General features: G+C 65.5%; 15 protein-coding genes. 4 read left to right on the forward strand and 11 right to left on the reverse strand.

Annotation, left to right across the window (positions count from 1 at the left end; translation table 11 throughout):
• Nucleotides 1-168 precede the first annotated feature (168 nt).
• From ACP16H_RS19945 to coxB, 10 genes are all read right to left on the reverse strand, one after another.
• Entirely contained in the window at nt 169-753 is a 585-nt protein-coding gene (locus ACP16H_RS19945; RefSeq protein ID WP_425074003.1) for a GNAT family N-acetyltransferase, read from the reverse strand.
• Nucleotides 753-2,015, reverse strand: coding sequence for a M16 family metallopeptidase (locus ACP16H_RS19950; RefSeq protein WP_425074004.1), 1,263 nt, complete (start codon nt 2,013-2,015; stop codon nt 753-755). The genes ACP16H_RS19945 and ACP16H_RS19950 overlap by 1 nt, the downstream gene beginning before the upstream one ends.
• Nucleotides 2,012-3,400, reverse strand: coding sequence for a threonine synthase (gene thrC, locus ACP16H_RS19955; protein WP_425074005.1), 1,389 nt, complete (start codon nt 3,398-3,400; stop codon nt 2,012-2,014). The genes ACP16H_RS19950 and thrC overlap by 4 nt, the downstream gene beginning before the upstream one ends.
• Nucleotides 3,400-4,077 (reverse strand): SURF1 family protein, encoded by a 678-nt coding sequence (locus ACP16H_RS19960; protein WP_425074006.1) that lies wholly within the window; start codon nt 4,075-4,077, stop codon nt 3,400-3,402. Before ACP16H_RS19960 ends, thrC begins: the two co-directional genes overlap by 1 nt.
• A 9-nt stretch (nt 4,078-4,086) precedes the next feature.
• Nucleotides 4,087-4,860, reverse strand: a complete 774-nt coding sequence (locus tag ACP16H_RS19965) for a DUF4272 domain-containing protein (protein ID WP_425074007.1) — start codon at nt 4,858-4,860, stop codon at nt 4,087-4,089.
• 165 nt (nt 4,861-5,025) lie between these two features.
• Nucleotides 5,026-5,862 (reverse strand): cytochrome c oxidase subunit 3, encoded by an 837-nt coding sequence (locus ACP16H_RS19970; protein WP_425074008.1) that lies wholly within the window; start codon nt 5,860-5,862, stop codon nt 5,026-5,028.
• Between the two features lie 21 nt (nt 5,863-5,883).
• Complete coding sequence (locus tag ACP16H_RS19975; protein WP_425074009.1) at nt 5,884-6,495, reverse strand: cytochrome c oxidase assembly protein; 612 nt, start codon at nt 6,493-6,495, stop codon at nt 5,884-5,886.
• Nucleotides 6,485-6,682 (reverse strand): hypothetical protein, encoded by a 198-nt coding sequence (locus tag ACP16H_RS19980; RefSeq protein WP_425074010.1) that lies wholly within the window; start codon nt 6,680-6,682, stop codon nt 6,485-6,487. The genes ACP16H_RS19975 and ACP16H_RS19980 overlap by 11 nt, the downstream gene beginning before the upstream one ends.
• Nucleotides 6,682-7,614, reverse strand: coding sequence for a heme o synthase (gene cyoE / locus ACP16H_RS19985; RefSeq protein ID WP_425074011.1), 933 nt, complete (start codon nt 7,612-7,614; stop codon nt 6,682-6,684). Before cyoE ends, ACP16H_RS19980 begins: the two co-directional genes overlap by 1 nt.
• A gap of 141 nt (nt 7,615-7,755) precedes the next feature.
• Nucleotides 7,756-8,631 carry a cytochrome c oxidase subunit II gene (gene coxB / locus ACP16H_RS19990; protein WP_425074012.1) on the reverse strand — a complete coding sequence of 292 codons (876 nt, stop codon included), beginning with the start codon at nt 8,629-8,631 and terminating at the stop codon, nt 7,756-7,758.
• Nucleotides 8,632-8,847: 216 nt separating this feature from the next.
• Here coxB and tldD point away from each other — a divergent pair, with 216 nt between their 5' ends.
• The 3 genes from tldD (at nt 8,848) to dprA (ending at nt 12,240) form a co-directional block, all read left to right on the forward strand.
• The gene (gene tldD, locus ACP16H_RS19995) at nt 8,848-10,269 is read left to right on the forward strand and encodes a metalloprotease TldD (protein WP_425074013.1); all 1,422 of its coding nucleotides are present in this window, start codon (nt 8,848-8,850) and stop codon (nt 10,267-10,269) included.
• Between the two features lie 177 nt (nt 10,270-10,446).
• Nucleotides 10,447-10,881 (forward strand): hypothetical protein, encoded by a 435-nt coding sequence (locus ACP16H_RS20000; RefSeq protein ID WP_425074014.1) that lies wholly within the window; start codon nt 10,447-10,449, stop codon nt 10,879-10,881.
• 177 nt (nt 10,882-11,058) lie between these two features.
• Nucleotides 11,059-12,240 (forward strand): DNA-processing protein DprA, encoded by a 1,182-nt coding sequence (dprA, locus tag ACP16H_RS20005; RefSeq protein ID WP_425074073.1) that lies wholly within the window; start codon nt 11,059-11,061, stop codon nt 12,238-12,240.
• Here the strand turns inward: dprA and ACP16H_RS20010 are convergent.
• Nucleotides 12,237-12,683: a hypothetical protein gene (locus ACP16H_RS20010; protein ID WP_425074015.1), complete on the reverse strand. Its 447-nt coding sequence runs from the start codon at nt 12,681-12,683 to the stop codon at nt 12,237-12,239. The genes dprA and ACP16H_RS20010 overlap by 4 nt on opposite strands.
• Nucleotides 12,684-12,847: 164 nt before the next feature.
• On the opposite strand from ACP16H_RS20010, the gene topA reads away from it, so the two are divergent.
• On the forward strand, nt 12,848-15,517 hold the full coding sequence (topA, locus tag ACP16H_RS20015; protein ID WP_425074016.1) for a type I DNA topoisomerase: 2,670 nt from the start codon (nt 12,848-12,850) through the stop codon (nt 15,515-15,517).
• The last annotated feature ends 95 nt before the right edge of the window (nt 15,518-15,612 follow it).

Below are 15,612 nucleotides of genomic sequence, written 5' to 3' on the forward strand. Positions count from 1 at the left end.
GTCAAGGACAGAGGGGGCGCTGCCCCCGGCCTGCGGCCTCCCCCGAGGGTATTTACGAAACCAAAGAAGAAACGCGCTTGCCCCTGCTTCTTTGGTTTTCCAAATACCCTCGGGGGAGTCTCCGAAGGAGACGGGGGCAGAGCCCCCATGCGAGTTGGATTTGCGTGCTCAGCCCGCGTCGGTGCGGCCGCGGCGGTCCAAGCGCAGGCAGGCGTAAAGGACGTGGGTGCGCCAGCGGCCGTTGATCTGCAGGTAGCTTTGCGCCACACCTTCATATTTGAAGCCGGAGCGTTCCAGCAGCCCGCGCGAGGCGGCGTTTTCCGGCAGGCAGGCGGCCTCCAAGCGTGACAGCCCCAGTTTTTCGAAGGCGTGGTGGGTCACGGCGGCGATGGCTTCGGCCATGTAGCCGTTGCGGGCGTAGCGTTGTCCGGTCCAGTAGCCCAGCGTTCCCGCCTGAGCCGGACCTCGGCGGATGTTGTCCAGCGTGATCGCCCCGATCAGCGCGTCATCGGCGCGTCGCACAAGGAACAGCGGCACCGCCGTGCCGCCGTGGATCGAGCGAGTGGCCCAAGTGACGCGGTTGGTAAACGCCTTGCGCGACAGGTGGTCCGGGGACCAGGTTGGTTCCCAAGGGGTCAGGTAGTCGCGGCTTTCATCGCGGATCGAGACCCAGGCGTTGAAGTCCGAATGCAGCGGCGGGCGCAGGGTCAGGCGGTCGGTCTCGATCCGCAGCTTGCGCCGGAAAGCCAGCATCAGGCGGCCCGCCGGGCAGCGATCTCCTCGAGCGAGGGCGCGGCGGAGACGGGACCGTACAGCGCCAGCGCGGCGGCGGAGGTCGATGCCTGCTGTTCGGCAAAACCCAGCACGTCGGCGCGGGTGACGGCGTCGATGCGGGCGACGGTTTCTTCGATGGCGGGAACCTTGCCCCAGATCTGGATCATGCGGGCCATGCGCTCGGCGCGGCTCGACGGGCTTTCGAGACCCATCAGCAGACCCGCCTTCATCTGGGCGCGGGCGCGCTCGATCTCGGCGTCGGACATGTCCTCGGCGGCGCGCTTCATCTCGTCGATGGTCAGCGTCGTGAGGTCCGCCAGTTCCTCGCCCGAGGTGCCGGCGTAGATCGTCGTCATGCCGGTGTCGGCATAGGCCCCGGACTGGGCGAAGATCGTGTAGCAGAGGCCACGTTTCTCGCGGATTTCCTGGAAGAGGCGCGAGGACATGCCGCCCCCCAGCGCAATCGCGTAAATCTGCGCCGTGTAGAAGGCGGGGTCGCGGTAGCCGGGGGCCTCGAAGGCCAGCGCCATATGCGCCTGTTCGAGGTCCTTGACCTTGCGCGCCTCGCCGCCGTGAAAGCTGGCGGCACTTGCGGCGTGCGAGGGGCGGGCCGGGCGGTCGCCGAAGAGCCGTTCCGCCTGAGCGACCAGCGCGTCGTGATCCACGGCACCCGCCGCCGACAGGATCATCTGCCCGGGGCCGTAATGTTCCTCGACAAAGGTTTGCAGGTCGCTGCGGCCAAAGGATTTCACCCGCGCGGCCTCGCCCAGGATGGTGCGGCCGATGGGCTGATCCGGGTAGGCCTTTTCCTGCAACCAGTCAAAGATCACGTCGTCGGGCGTGTCATGCGCCTGGCCGATTTCCTGCAGGATTACGTGGCGCTCGGTCTCGATCTCCTTCTGGTCGAAGATCGGATTCAGCAGGATGTCCGACAGCACGTCCACCGCCAGCGCCGTGTCCGCCTTCAGCACGCGGGCGTAATAGGCGGTCACCTCGCGCGAGGTATAGGCGTTGATGTAGCCGCCCACGTCCTCGATCTGTTCGGCGATCTGCAGGGCCGTCCGCGAGGTCGTGCCCTTGAACGCCATGTGTTCGAGGAAATGGGCGATGCCGTTCTGCTCTGCACGCTCGTGCCGTCCGCCTGCGGTGATCCACAGCCCGAGGGCGGCGGATTCCATCGAGGGCATGTGTTCGGTGACGACCCGCAGGCCGTTGGAGAGCGTGGAGAGTTGGACGGTCACTTGTTGATACGCTCCTGCACGAGGGATTCCAGCGCGGCGAGGTCGTTGGCGACCCGGGTCACGCGTTCCGGTCGCTCATACAGGTCTGCCATGCGGTTGGGAAGGGGCGGGCGGATGCCGCTGGCCTTCTCGACGGCGTCGGGGAATTTCGCCGGATGCGCCGTGGCGAGCGTGATCATCGGCACTTCGGGCTTGCGCAGGGCTTCGCCCACGCGGACGCCCACGGCGGAATGCGGACACAGCAGTTCACCCATGGTGGTGTTCGCCAGCAGGATGGTGTCGAGGGTCTGCGCCTCGGTCACGGCTCCGGAGTCGAAGTGTTCACGCAGGGCCTGCAACGCGCCTTGGGAGACGGAGAAACCGCCCTGTTTCAACTCGTCCATCAGCTGCGCCACCGCCGCGCCGTCGCGGTCATAGGCGTCGAACAGCGCGCGTTCGAAATTCGAGCTGACCTGGATGTCCATCGACGGCGAGATCGACGGGTGCACCTCGGAGGTGTGGTAATCGCCCGACGACAGGCAGCGGTGCAGGATGTCGTTCTGGTTGGTGGCGACGATCAGGCGGTCGATGGGCAAGCCCATCTTTTTCGCAATGTAGCCTGCGAAGATATCGCCGAAGTTGCCGGTTGGCACGGTGAAGGAGACCTTGCGGTCCGGTGCGCCGAGGCTGACGGCGGAGGAGAAGTAGTAGACCACCTGGGCCAAAACGCGTGCCCAGTTGATCGAGTTCACCCCGGCGAGGCGCACGCTGTCGCGGAACTCGAAGTGGTTGAACATGTCTTTCAGCCGCGCCTGGCAGTCGTCGAAATGGCCATCTACGGCCAGCGCGTGCACGTTTGACTCGGACGGCGTGGTCATCTGGCGGCGCTGCACCTCGGACACGCGGCCATGCGGGAAGAGGATGAAGACGTCGACATTGTCCAAGCCCTTGAAGGCCTCGATGGCGGCCGATCCGGTGTCGCCGGAGGTGGCGCCGACGATGGTCACGCGCTCGCCGCGCCGCTCCAGCGCCTCCTGGAACAGCTGACCGATCAGCTGCATCGCGAAGTCCTTGAACGCCAGTGTCGGGCCGTGGAACAGCTCCAGCAGGAAGTGGTTCGGCGCCAGCTGTACCAGCGGCGCTCGGGCGTTGTGGCCGAACCCGGCATAAGCCTTGGCGATCAGGTCGGCAAAGACCTCGTCGGTGAAGCCGTCGCCGACATAGGGCCGCATCACGCGAAAGGCGATTTCCTCGTACGACAGGCCGTTCAGGGCGCGAATGTCGTCGGCGGACATCTGCGGGATCGTTTCGGGCACGTAGAGGCCGCCGTCACGGGCGAGACCGGAGAGCATCGCGTCTTCGAAGGTCAGGGCAGGGGCCTGCCCACGGGTGGAGATGTAACGCATCAGTCAGTGCCTTTCGCGATACGGCGCATCCAGACGCCGGTCATCAGGAGCCATACGATGCCCAGCGAATACCAGGTGATGGCGTAATTCAGGTGATCGTTCGGAATGCCGGAACTGTCCACCGGCATCAGGGTGAACCCCTCGTCCGCCGGGTCGATGGCGCGGGCGACGACCAGCAGCGGTTCGGTGTTCAGTTGGTCGGACATGGCGGCAATGTCGCGGGCGAACCACGTGTTCTTGGCCACGTCGTTGTCCGGGGTCGAAGAGGTGCGTTCGTCCGGCCAGTGCAGGTTGCCGGTGACCTCGGCGGGACCCGCGTAGAGCGGCGCGGACTTGCGGTCGTCGGGGATGAAGCCCCGGTCCAGCAGCACCCGGCGGCCATCTTCCGTCTGGAAGGGGGACACGACGCGCCAGCCGGCACCCACGAACTTGGCCGATACGAGGACGTAAAGCGCGCCCTCCTCGATGGTGCCGGAGAGGGCAAGCGGCATGTATTTCTGTTCGGTCGGGTCGATCATCACTGGCAGCGGTTGCGGATCGCCCGCGATGGTCGCGTCGATCTGCGTGAGGATGTCCTGCTTCCACGACAGGCGCTGCACCTGCCAGGTGCCGAGGTAGGCCAGCGTGGCGGCGCCGAGAAGGCCGATGAGGGCAGGGGCGATGAGGCGTTTGTTCATGGTGGTCTTTCAGGTGTCGGTGGCCATGTTGTCCCACGACAGCCCCGCGTAGCCGATCAGCCAGTTCAGGGCGTAATGGCGTTCGTAGACCACGCTGGGATCGACATTGTCCGGGGACGGTGTGCCGTTCAGGCGGGCTTCGGTCACAGCCCAATGCAGGCGATAGACATAGTCGGCGGCATCGAGGATTTCGGATTGCGGACGCAGGCGCGCGCGGGCGAGAACACCTTCGGTGCCCTCTTCGCGGAACAGCGTGGCCAGCGCCGGGACATCGGTGATCGTGTCAGCGGGGCTGAGATCATCGAGCAATCCGACGGCCCAGAGCAGCACCTCGACCCCTTCGTAGCGCCATGCGGCGTCCGTGCGTTGTCGCTGTGACAGAGGATCGACGTCAAGCAATGCCCGCTCGGCCGGGGTCAGGAAATCATGTGCGTCGAATTGGTCCAGGAGGTTGGCGATCAGCTCCTGATCGCCGGTCTCGCCCAGAACGGCATGGATCATCAGACCGATGGCCCGCTGCGCCACGGCGTCCGTCGTGCGGCGCAGGCTGTCGGCCTCGCTCGAGATCGCCGGCAGGTGAGCGACCGTGGGTACGCCTTCGGCCTGCAAACGCGCGATAGAGCGCGCCTTGCGGTCCAGTTGCGCCTGCGTGGGAACGGCGGCGGTTGCTTCGATCCGCGCCTTGCGGTCCAGATCTGCGGCCGAGGGAGACTGACCGACAGCGCCGAAAGGCAGCCCGGCCATGCAGAGCGCTGCAAGAACAGTTGCCGTGACTGGCCGCATGATCCCTCCCTGACAGTGGTGGCCGGGCGCAAGGCGCGCCCGTCGAATGGCTGCTTCGGTAGTCGGATATGGCGGCGAATTCAACCTGTCGTGCAGAGGCGCCGCGCAATGAAAAGGGGCGCGGCCTGTCGGACGCGCCCCTGATTTCAAACCCTAGCGGTGTGCTTATTGGCCCCAGACGTAGATCGAGGCGAACAGGAAGAGCCAGACCACGTCCACGAAGTGCCAGTACCATGCGGCGGCTTCGAACCCGAGGTGGTTTTCCGGGGTGAAGTGACCCTTGTAGACACGCAGCAGGCAGATGAACAGGAAGATGGTCCCGATGATCACGTGCGCGCCGTGGAAGCCGGTCGCCATGAAGAAGTTCGCGCCGTAGATGTTCCCGGCAAAGCCGAAGGCGGCGTGCGAGTATTCGTAGGCTTGCAGCACGGTGAACAGCAGGCCCAGCAGGATCGCGATGGTCAGACCCTGCTTGATCTCGTCACGCTTGTTGCCGTGCACCAGCGCGTGGTGCGCCCAGGTCGCCGCCGCACCGGAGCACAGCAGGATCAGCGTGTTGATCAGCGGCAGGTGCCAGGGGTCGAAGGTCTCGATGCCTGCAGGCGGGAAGACGCCGTCGATCTTCGGGCTGTCCGGGCCCATCGGGTAGAGGGCGTGCTTGAAGAAGGACCAGAACCACGCGAAGAAGAACATCACTTCGGACATGATGAACAGGATGAAGCCGTAGCGCAGGCCGATCAGGACGACGGGCGTGTGGTCACCGATGCCGTTTTCCTTGATCGTTTCGCCCCACCAGCCGAACATCGTGTAGAGCACGCCGACGAAGCCGATCAGGAACAGCCAGGGGCCTTCCAGCGTGATCGATTCGAACAGGATGGTCATTGCGCCGCCCGACATCCAGGCAACGGCACCGAACAGCATGATGAACCCGAACAGCGCGCCAAGCAGCGGCCAGATGGAGGGGCTCAGGATGTGGTAGTCGTGGTTTTTTGCATGCGCCATGGGGTTCCCTCAGTTCAGGCGTTAGTTCACCGATGCCTTCGCATCGTTTTGATTTGCAGGGCCAGTGACGGCCCCGGTGTCGAGGGCGGCCTGCTGGTCTTCGGGCAGGTCGATCTCGTAGAAGGTGTAGGAGAGCGTGATGTGCTTGGTGTACTTCGCGTCCGGGTCATCGACGATCTCGGGATCGACGAAGAAGCTGACGGGCATCTGCACGCGCTCGCCCGGTTGCAGCACCTGCTCGGTGAAGCAGAAGCATTCGATCTTGTTGAAGAAGCCACCCGCCTGGAAGGGGGCGACGTTGTAGGCGGCCTGACCGGCGACGGGGCGGTCGGTGGGGTTGTAGGCCTCGTAGAAGGCCAGGCCCTCTTCGCCGATGCGGACGGTCATCTCGGTCTGCATGGGTTTGAATTCCCACGGCATGTCACGCTCTTTCGAGGCGTCGAACTTCACCTTGATGGTCTTGTCGAGGATCGCGCGCTGGGTGCCTTCCTCGGCCACAAGCGGGGTGCCGCCAAAGCCGGTGACGGAGCAGAACCAGTTGTAGGCGGGCACGGAGGCCCAGGCCAGCGCGCCCATGGTCACCACGACGCCAAGCGTCTGGGCGAGGGTTTTCGTCTTTGGATCAAGAGCCATTCGTTCCTCCGTTTCCGGTGGTCTGGGTCGCCGCGCCCGGCTGGGGGTCCATGACGAAATCGCCACGGTTCACCTTGGCGATGGTCATGCCGAAGACGATCAGGATGAAGGTGCCCAGCACCAAACCCAGCCCGACATTGCGCGAGCGGCGGCGTTTGTGCAGTTCGTGTTCGTGTGCGATGCCCATCAGAAAAGCCCCAGCTTGGTCACGCCTGCCTCGACCAGGATCGCGCCGAAATGTGCGAAAAGGTAGAGCAGCGAGAGCTTGAAGAAGCTCTTTTCGGTTTTGAAGTTGTCCGCTTCGGAAGCGGCCTCGTCCCGGCGCCAGATGTCGAACGCTCCCTTGAGGAACAGCGCGTTCAGCACCAGCGCGGTGGCGAGGTAGATCGGGCCGCCGACTTGGGTAAAGCCAAGGCCGATGGCGAAGGCCGCCAGCAGGATCGTGTAGACGAGGATATGCGTGCGCGTTGCCTTGCGGCCGTGGGTCACGGTCAGCATCGGCACGGTGGCATTGTCGTAATCCATGCGGACGAACAGCGCGAGCGCCCAGAAGTGCGGCGGGGTCCACAGGAAGGTCAGGCAGAACATCAGCACCGAGGCGGTGGAGATCTCGCCCGTCGCGGCGGCCCAGCCGATCATCGGGGGGAAGGCACCTGCCGCGCCACCGATGACGATGTTCTGCGGCGTCGCGCGCTTCAGCCACATGGTGTAGATCACCACGTAGAAGAAGATCGTGAACGCCAGCAGGCCACCTGCCAGCCAGTTGGTGGCAAAGGCAAGGAAGATGCAGGCAAAGACCGACAGTGTCATGCCGATGGCAAAGGCCTCTTCACGAGTGACCTTGCCTGCGGGGATGGGCCGCTTTGCGGTGCGCTTCATGACGGCGTCGATGTCGCTGTCGTACCACATGTTCAGGGCGCCGGATGCGCCGCCGCCAAGGGCGATGAAGAGCACGGCACAGAAGCCGAGGAAGGGGTGTACCGGAACCGGGGCCGCCAGCAGGCCGACGAAGGCGGTGAAGACGACGAGCGTCATGACGCGCGGCTTCAGCAGGGCGAAGTAGTCGCCGAACTGGGCCTCTTGCGTGTCTGCGCGGGTGTCGAAGCTTGCGTCGCTCATCGCGGGTCTCATGTCCTTGCGGTTCGGTCGGGGCGCTATGGTCGCGCCAGTTCGGTCCGGGTGGTGGGTTGGAAACCCACCCTACGGCGGGGTTCCAGGGATGTATCAAGGGGTAGGGTGGGTTTGTAACCCACCGCTGCCTCAGTTCGTCAGGACGGCGCGGACGTCGGTGTAGCCGCCCTCGTCCTTCGACGCGGCGAGCCATGCGTCGTAGGCTTCCTGGCTGACCACCTTCACGGTGATCGGCATGTAGGCGTGGGCGATGCCGCAGAGCTTGGAGCACTGGCCGAAGTAGACGCCTTCACGCTCCGGCTTGAACCACAGTTCTGCGAGGCGGCCGGGGACGGCGTCCTGCTTCACGCCGAAGGCCGGGATGGTCCAGGAGTGGATCACGTCCGCACCGGTGACCTGAACCACGATGGTCTTGCCCACGGGCACGACGACGGCGGTGTCGGTGGCCAGCAGCCATTCGTCCTCGGAGTAGCCGGCTTCCTGCAACTGCGCGATGACGTCGTCGGTCTTGCGGTAGTCGCCATCGGTGGCGGGCGCGCCGATCATGTTGCCGTCATAGGCCAGGTCCTCGCCCACGTACTCGTAGCCCCAGTACCACTGGTAGCCGGTCGCCTTGATCGTGATGTCGGCCTCGGGGATTTCCTGCTGCTTGAACAGCGTCGGCAGCGAGAAGGCACCGATGAAGATCAGGATGACGATCGGCACGATGGTCCATGCCACCTCGATCGGGGTGTTGTGGGTGAACGACGCCGGGGTCTTGTTGGCCTTGGCGTTGTAGCGCACGAAGACGAAGGCCAGCAGGGCGATCACGAAGAGGCAGATGGCAATGATGATCACGTTGATCATGCCGTCGAGCCACTGCAGGTCGCGCGCCAGTTCGGTGGCCGCGGGCTGGAAGCCGATGCCGCCCTGGTGGGGACGGCCCACGATTTCCAGGTCCTGCGCCATGGCCGGCGCGGCAAAGAGGGCACCCGCGAGGCCCGTCATGATCGTCTTGAGGTTCATCTGTCTACCCTGATCGATTCGAGTTGCACACGGGCCCGCCGACCCGGAAATTCCAATGGATATACAGAGAGGGAGCGCAGTTCTGTCGCCCTGCTCCTCCCTCACGGCATACCGTTGCGTTCTGCCGGACTAGAAACCATATTCTGTCCACCCGTGGAAGCATGGTGTCCGCGGCAAAGCGCCGCTTTCTTGATCCAGATCAACTCCGAGGTCCAGATGTCAGATCAAAATTTTCGCCCTTTCGAGACGCATCTCGACCTGGATCGCACCCTTGCCCAGCTGCGTGAAACCCTTGCAGGGGCGGAGGATGGCGAGCTGTTCCTGGAGCGCAGGCGCTCGGAATCGCTGGTATTGGACGATGGTCGGGTAAAGACGGCCTCTTATGACGCCTCCGAGGGATTCGGGCTGCGCGCCGTCCGGGGCGAGGTGGCGGGCTATGCCCATGCCACGGAAATTTCCGAACAATCGTTGAAACGCATGTCTGAAACCGCCCGGCTGGCGGTCGGAGAGGGCGGTGGCGTGCTGGCCCCGCCGCCTCCGGGGACGAATCGTCACCTTTATACGGACGCCGATCCCATCGCCGGGGCGAGCTTTCCAGTGAAGGTCGAGGTGCTGAAGGAGATCGACGCCTATGCCCGCGGGCTGGACCGCCGCGTGGTGCAGGTGACGGCGACCATCGCGGCCTCGTTGCAGGAGGTGACGATCCTGCGCCCCGAGGGCGGGCTGGTGATGGACGTGCGCCCCATGACGCGGGTCAATGTCTCGGTCATCGTGGAACAGGACGGCCGCCGCGAGGCCGGGACGGCGGGCGGGGGCGGGCGCGTCTCGCTCGACGGGCTGCTCGACCCGGTGGACTGGCAGTCGAAGGCGCGCGAGGCGCTGCGCATCGCGCTGGTGAACCTCGACGCGGAACCGGCGCCTGCGGGCGTGATGGACATTGTCCTCGGCCCGGGCTGGCCGGGCATCCTGCTGCACGAGGCCATCGGTCATGGGCTGGAAGGGGATGCGAACCGCAAAGGCACGTCCGTTTTCGCCGGTCTGATGGGGCAGCAGGTGGCCTCGAAAGGCGTCACGGTGCTGGACGACGGCACCATCCCCGACCGGCGCGGCTCGATCACCGTGGATGACGAGGGCACGCCCTCGGGCAAGAACGTACTGATCGAGGACGGCAAGTTGGTGGGCTTCATGCAGGACCGCCAAAACGCGCGGCTGATGGGGGTGAAACCTACAGGCAACGGGCGGCGCGAGAGCTATGCGCATATCCCGATGCCGCGCATGACCAACACCTACATGATGGGCGGTGACGTCGAGCCGGGCGACATCGTCGCCGACCTGAAGGACGGCATCTGGGCCGTGGGCTTTGGCGGCGGGCAGGTGGATACGACGAACGGCAAGTTCGTGTTCAGTTGCACCGAGGCCTACCGGGTGAAGAACGGCAAGGTCGGCGCGCCGGTGAAGGGCGCGACCCTGATCGGTGACGGGGCGACGGCGCTGATGGGCATCCGCGCCCTTGGCAACGACATGGCGCTGGACCCCGGCATGGGCAACTGCGGCAAGCAGGGCCAGTGGGTCCCGGTGGGCGTCGGCCAGCCGACGGTGATGATCCAAGGGCTGACCGTGGGCGGCGCGGGCGTTTGACGCTGTACAAGGGCTGATGTTTTGCGGTCGGGGCGAACGGCATCGGTCCGCCCCGCCTGCCTTGTTTTCGGAGATACCGCGCGGGGCTTGGCTGGCGGGCGTCTTTGACGCTCTGGCGGGTTGCCAGGCCCGGAGGGGCGCGGCATCCTGACCCGACGATTTGCCAGAGAGCCGTTGATGTCCGATGATTTGCCCGCCCCGGGCCGTTCCCATCCACTTCGCAGCGCCGTGATCGCCCCGACTTGGGGAGAGCAGGCCATCGCCATCGTGCTGAGCCTCGTGGCCACGGTGGTCATCGGGCGCCTCTTGTCCTTGCTGGGCAATCCCGAGGGCAGTGGCCTGCGCATGATGCTCAGCCTGTTGGGAATCCTTATGACCTTCTCCGTGATGTTCTCTTGGATCGGACACCTTGCCGGGGCGCTGGTCCTGCAGGCGCTGTTCGCCCGGGGCTGGGCCGGATGGGCGGTGGTTGCCCTGGCCGGACTGCTGGTGGGCGCGGTGCTGGCGCAGGTGCTGGGGGGACTCGGGATCGTCATGGCGCCCATGCTGGCGCTGTTGCAACTGGTGGCCCTGAGGCTGGTGGTGGCCAATCGAAGCCGTGCCAGCGGGTGAGTCGCGGTGCTGGCGCGGAGGCGGCTCGTGCACCTGCCCTCGGGACGAAAATAAAAGTTTCGATGAATCATGGCCTTATACCTGCCGATGGCATGTATCGGCCCGGTGCAGCCTGTAGTTTACCTATGGTTAACTAATTTCGCGCTATAGATGATCCCGCAAGACGGCGGGGACAGGATGCGCGACGACAGCTACTCTTCCACTCACCCCCCACTCCCACCCACCACGGAAGATGCTCGTGTGGACTGGCTCCGCCTCTTGCGCTCACGTCGCGTGGGAGCGACGACCTTCTGGAAATTGCTGAACGAACATGGTGACGCGCGCACCGCCCTGGCAGTCCTGCCAGAGGTGGCGCGCGCCGCAGGCGTTGACCGCTACGAGGTCTGCCCCGAGGGCGTCGTCCTCGCCGAGATGAAGGCCGCGCGGCTGAAGCGGGCGCGCATGGTGTGTCGAGGGATGGAGGACTATCCGCCCGATCTGGCGGACCTGAGCGACGCGCCGCCGATCCTCTGGGTGGTGGGTGATCCGCGCGCGCTGCGCAGGCCCATGGTGGCACTGGTTGGCGCGCGCAATGCCTCGTCGCTGGGGCTGCGCATGGCCCGCAATCTTGCCGAGGGACTGGGGCAGGCGGGTTATACGGTTGTGTCCGGGCTGGCGCGGGGCATCGATGCCGCCGCGCATGTCGCGTCACTCGACACCGGCACCGTGGCGGTGCTGGCGGGCGGGGTCGACGTGCTTTATCCGGCGGAAAACGCGCGGCTGGCAGAACAGATCGTGGAAAAGGGCGGCGCGCGGGTGTCGGAGCAGCCGATGGGGATGCAACCCATGGCGCGGCATTTCCCGACGCGCAACCGGATCGTGTCCGGACTGGCGCGGGCCGTGGTCGTGGTCGAGGCGGCGGCCAAGTCGGGTTCGCTCATCACGGCACGCGGCGCGCTGGATCAGGGGCGGGAGGTGCTGGCGGTGCCGGGCCATCCGCTGGATGCGCGCGCCTCGGGCTGCAACATGCTGATCCGCGACGGCGCACGGCTGGTGCGTGGCGTGGACGACATCCTCGAAGCACTGCCGCCTATGGAGGCAGACACCCCTGTGCAAACGGAACTGGCGCTGGAGCAGCCGCCGCAGGGCTATCGCGGCCTGTCCGAGGCGCGTCCGCCCCGCATGAACCTGCGGCGCGTGGCCGACCTGCACCGGCAGATCCTTGCGCGGCTCGGCCCATCGCCCACGGCGGAGGATCAGCTGGTTCGGGATCTGGGGCAGGGGGCGGAGCATGTCAGCTCGGCCCTGACGGACCTCGAGCTTGACGGGCAGGTGCGCCGCCAGCCCGGCGGTTTCCTGTCCTCGGTGCCGAAGGATTAGCCCGCGCAGGCTTCGGGGATGACCGACCACCATGTCGGGCAAAGCTCAGGCCAATACCACCAGGCGTCGCTCGCCCCGATTTCCCAATGGACGGCGACCCACGTGTTGCCGGAACGCTGGTACAGCACCTGCACTGAGGGCCCGCCGAACTCGAATATGTCATCGGCCCCGCGCCCGAGCATCAGGTCACCGCGGTGCATCGTGCTGCCATCGGGCCGGATCGGCTCCAGCATGGCAAAGGCCACGTCGCCCTGCACCCGCAGGTCATCGACGCGGAACAGCAGGGGCGCACCAAAGATCCACTCCACATGCGGGCGCATGGCGTCCATCAGGTCAGACCGCGTCTGGCTGCCGCGTTGGGGCGTTTCCCAAGCGGCGAGCGGGGCCGCAAGCAGCGTGACAAGCGAGGTCGAAAGGGCAGCGGCACGCAGGAAATGGCGCATGATTTAAGCTCCTGTTAACGCCCTGAGGTCTAGCGCCGGAACGCGCCACAGGAAACGCGGCCGATCCGCCCACATTGACAATTCCCCCTTGCAACCCACATCTAGCGCCGCGATACGCCGCCCCAGAAGATCGCAGTTATTGTAGAGAGAGGTCACAGAGCCAGATGCCCGTCGTTGTCGTCGAATCCCCGGCCAAGGCCAAGACAATCAACAAGTATCTGGGATCCGACTACACGGTTCTGGCCTCTTACGGACACGTCCGCGACCTGCCTGCGAAGGACGGTTCGGTCGATACCGAGAACGATTTCGACATGACCTGGGAGATCGCGAACGATTCGAAAAAGCATGTCGCCGCCATCGCCGAGGCGCTGAAAAGCGACAATGCGCTGATCCTCGCAACCGACCCCGATCGCGAAGGCGAGGCGATTTCGTGGCACCTCAAGGAGGCGCTGACCAAGCGGCGGTCCATCAAGAAGGACACCCATGTCAGCCGCGTGACCTTCAACGCGATCACCAAGCAGGCCGTGACCGAGGCCATGCAGAACCCGCGCGAGATCGACGCGCCGCTGGTGGAGGCCTATCTCGCCCGCCGCGCGCTGGATTACCTCGTGGGTTTCAACCTGTCGCCGGTGCTGTGGCGCAAGCTGCCGGGCGCGCGCTCGGCGGGGCGGGTGCAGTCGGTCTGCCTGCGGTTGATCGTCGAGCGCGAGATGGAGATCGAGGCGTTCCGCGCCCGTGAATACTGGCAGGTGAAGGCGGCGCTGACCACGCCGCGCGGCCAGACGTTCGAGGCGCGGCTGGTGTCGCTGGCGGGCAAGAAGCTGGACCGCTACGACTTGGCCAATGTGACCGATGCCGAGATGGCCGTGTCCGCGGTGGAAAAGCGCGCGCTGAAGGTCCAGTCGGTCGAGGCGAAACCGGCGTCGCGTAACCCGTCGGCCCCCTTCATGACCTCGACCTTGCAACAGGAGGCGTCGCGCAAGTTCGGCATGGGGGCCAAGGCCACCATGAACGCGGCGCAGCGCCTCTACGAGGCGGGGCACATCACCTACATGCGAACCGACGGCATCGACATGGCCCCCGAGGCCGTGCAGGCTTGCCGTGCCGCGATCGCGGACCGCTTCGGCGCGAAATACGTGCCCTCCAGCCCGCGCGTCTATAAAAACAAGGCCAAGAACGCGCAGGAAGCGCACGAGTGCATTCGCCCCACCGACATGACCAAGGACGCCGAGGCACTGCGCCTGACGGACGGTGACCAGCGCCGTCTGTACGACCTGATCTGGAAGCGCACGCTGGCCTGCCAGATGGAAGCCGCGCGGCTGGAACGCACGACCGTGGAGATCGGCAGCGAGGACGTTCAGGTCGGCCTGCGCGCGACCGGGCAGGTCGTGCTGTTCGACGGCTTCATGGCGGTCTACGAGGAAGGCCGCGACGACGTGGTGGACGAGGACGATGGCCGCCTGCCGCAGATCATGAACGGCGAACCGGCGAAGTTCGCAGGCGGCGCGCTGGCCTCCGAGCACGCGAAGATGGTTGAGAAGTCGACCGGCGCGAAGAATGCGGTCATGTCGGGTGATGCCGCGACGCTGGCGACCCAGAGCTTCACCAACCCGCCGCCGCGCTACACCGAGGCGACCCTCGTCAAGAAGATGGAAGAGCTGGGGATCGGCCGCCCGTCGACCTACGCCTCTGTCATCACGACGATCCAGGACCGCGAATACGTCCGCAAGGAGCAGAACCGCCTGTTCCCCGAGGACAAGGGCCGGATCGTGACGATCTTCCTGCTGAATTTCTTCAAGCGTTACGTGGAATACGATTTCACCGCCGCGCTGGAGAACGAGCTGGATCTGGTCTCGGCGGGCGAGGAAGACTACAAGGCGCTGCTGGCGAAGTTCTGGCGCGATTTCTCGGCTGCCATTGCCGAGACCTCGGACCTGCGGATCTCCGAGGTGCTGGACGTGCTGGACGAGGCCTTGGCCCCGCAGCTTTACCCGCCGCGCGAGGATGGTACTGATCCGCGCATCTGTCCGAAATGCGGGGCGGGGCGCTTGCACCTGAAAACGTCGAGGACCGGTGGTTTCGTCGGCTGTGGTAATTACCCCGAGTGTACCTACACTCGGCCCATCGCAGGTGAGGGCGCGGATGGCGAGGAAAAGCTGCTCGGCATGGATGGTGGCGACGAGATCTGGCTGAAAGCCGGTCGCTTTGGCCCCTACGTGCAGCGCGGCGAACCGACGCCCGAGAACAAGAAGCCGCCGCGTGCCTCGCTGCCGAAGAAGGGCGGGGCCTACCTGCCGGGTTGGGAGCCCGAGGGGATGACGCTGGAAAAGGCGCTGACCCTGCTGACCATGCCGCGCGAGATCGGGATGCACCCCGAGGGTGGCGTAGTGAGTGCGAACCTCGGTCGGTTCGGACCCTACATCATGCACCAGCTTCCCGACGAGGAGAAACCCGTCTACGTCAACCTCAAGGAATTCCAGGAGGTTTTCGAGATCGGCATGAACCATGCGGTGGAGCTGCTTGCACAGAAGCGGGCGAACCCGGGGCGCGGTCGTCAGGCCGCCAAGGCGCTGCGCGAGATGGGGGACCACCCGGACGGCGGCAAGATTGCCATCATGGAGGGCAAGTTCGGTCCTTACGTGAAGTGGGAGAAGGTCAACGCGACCCTGCCGAAGGACGTCGAACCTGCGGACCTGACCATGGAGCAGGCGCTGGAACTGATCGCGGCGAAGTCGAAGAAGAAGCCCGCGAAGAAGGCGGCGGCCAAGAAGCCTGCGGCGAAGAAACCGGCGGCAAAGAAGGCGCCCGCGAAGAAGGCCGCCAAGAAGGAGTGATCCGGCGGAGCGCGCTGGCGCGCGCGCAGGGGAGCAGGCGCTTCGCGCCTGCCGGGATGGGGGCTCTGCCCCCACGCGCGTGCCGCGCGGTCCCC

Origin of the sequence: Sagittula sp. S175 (assembly GCF_049800975.1) — a bacterium.
Taxonomy (GTDB): domain Bacteria; phylum Pseudomonadota; class Alphaproteobacteria; order Rhodobacterales; family Rhodobacteraceae; genus Sagittula.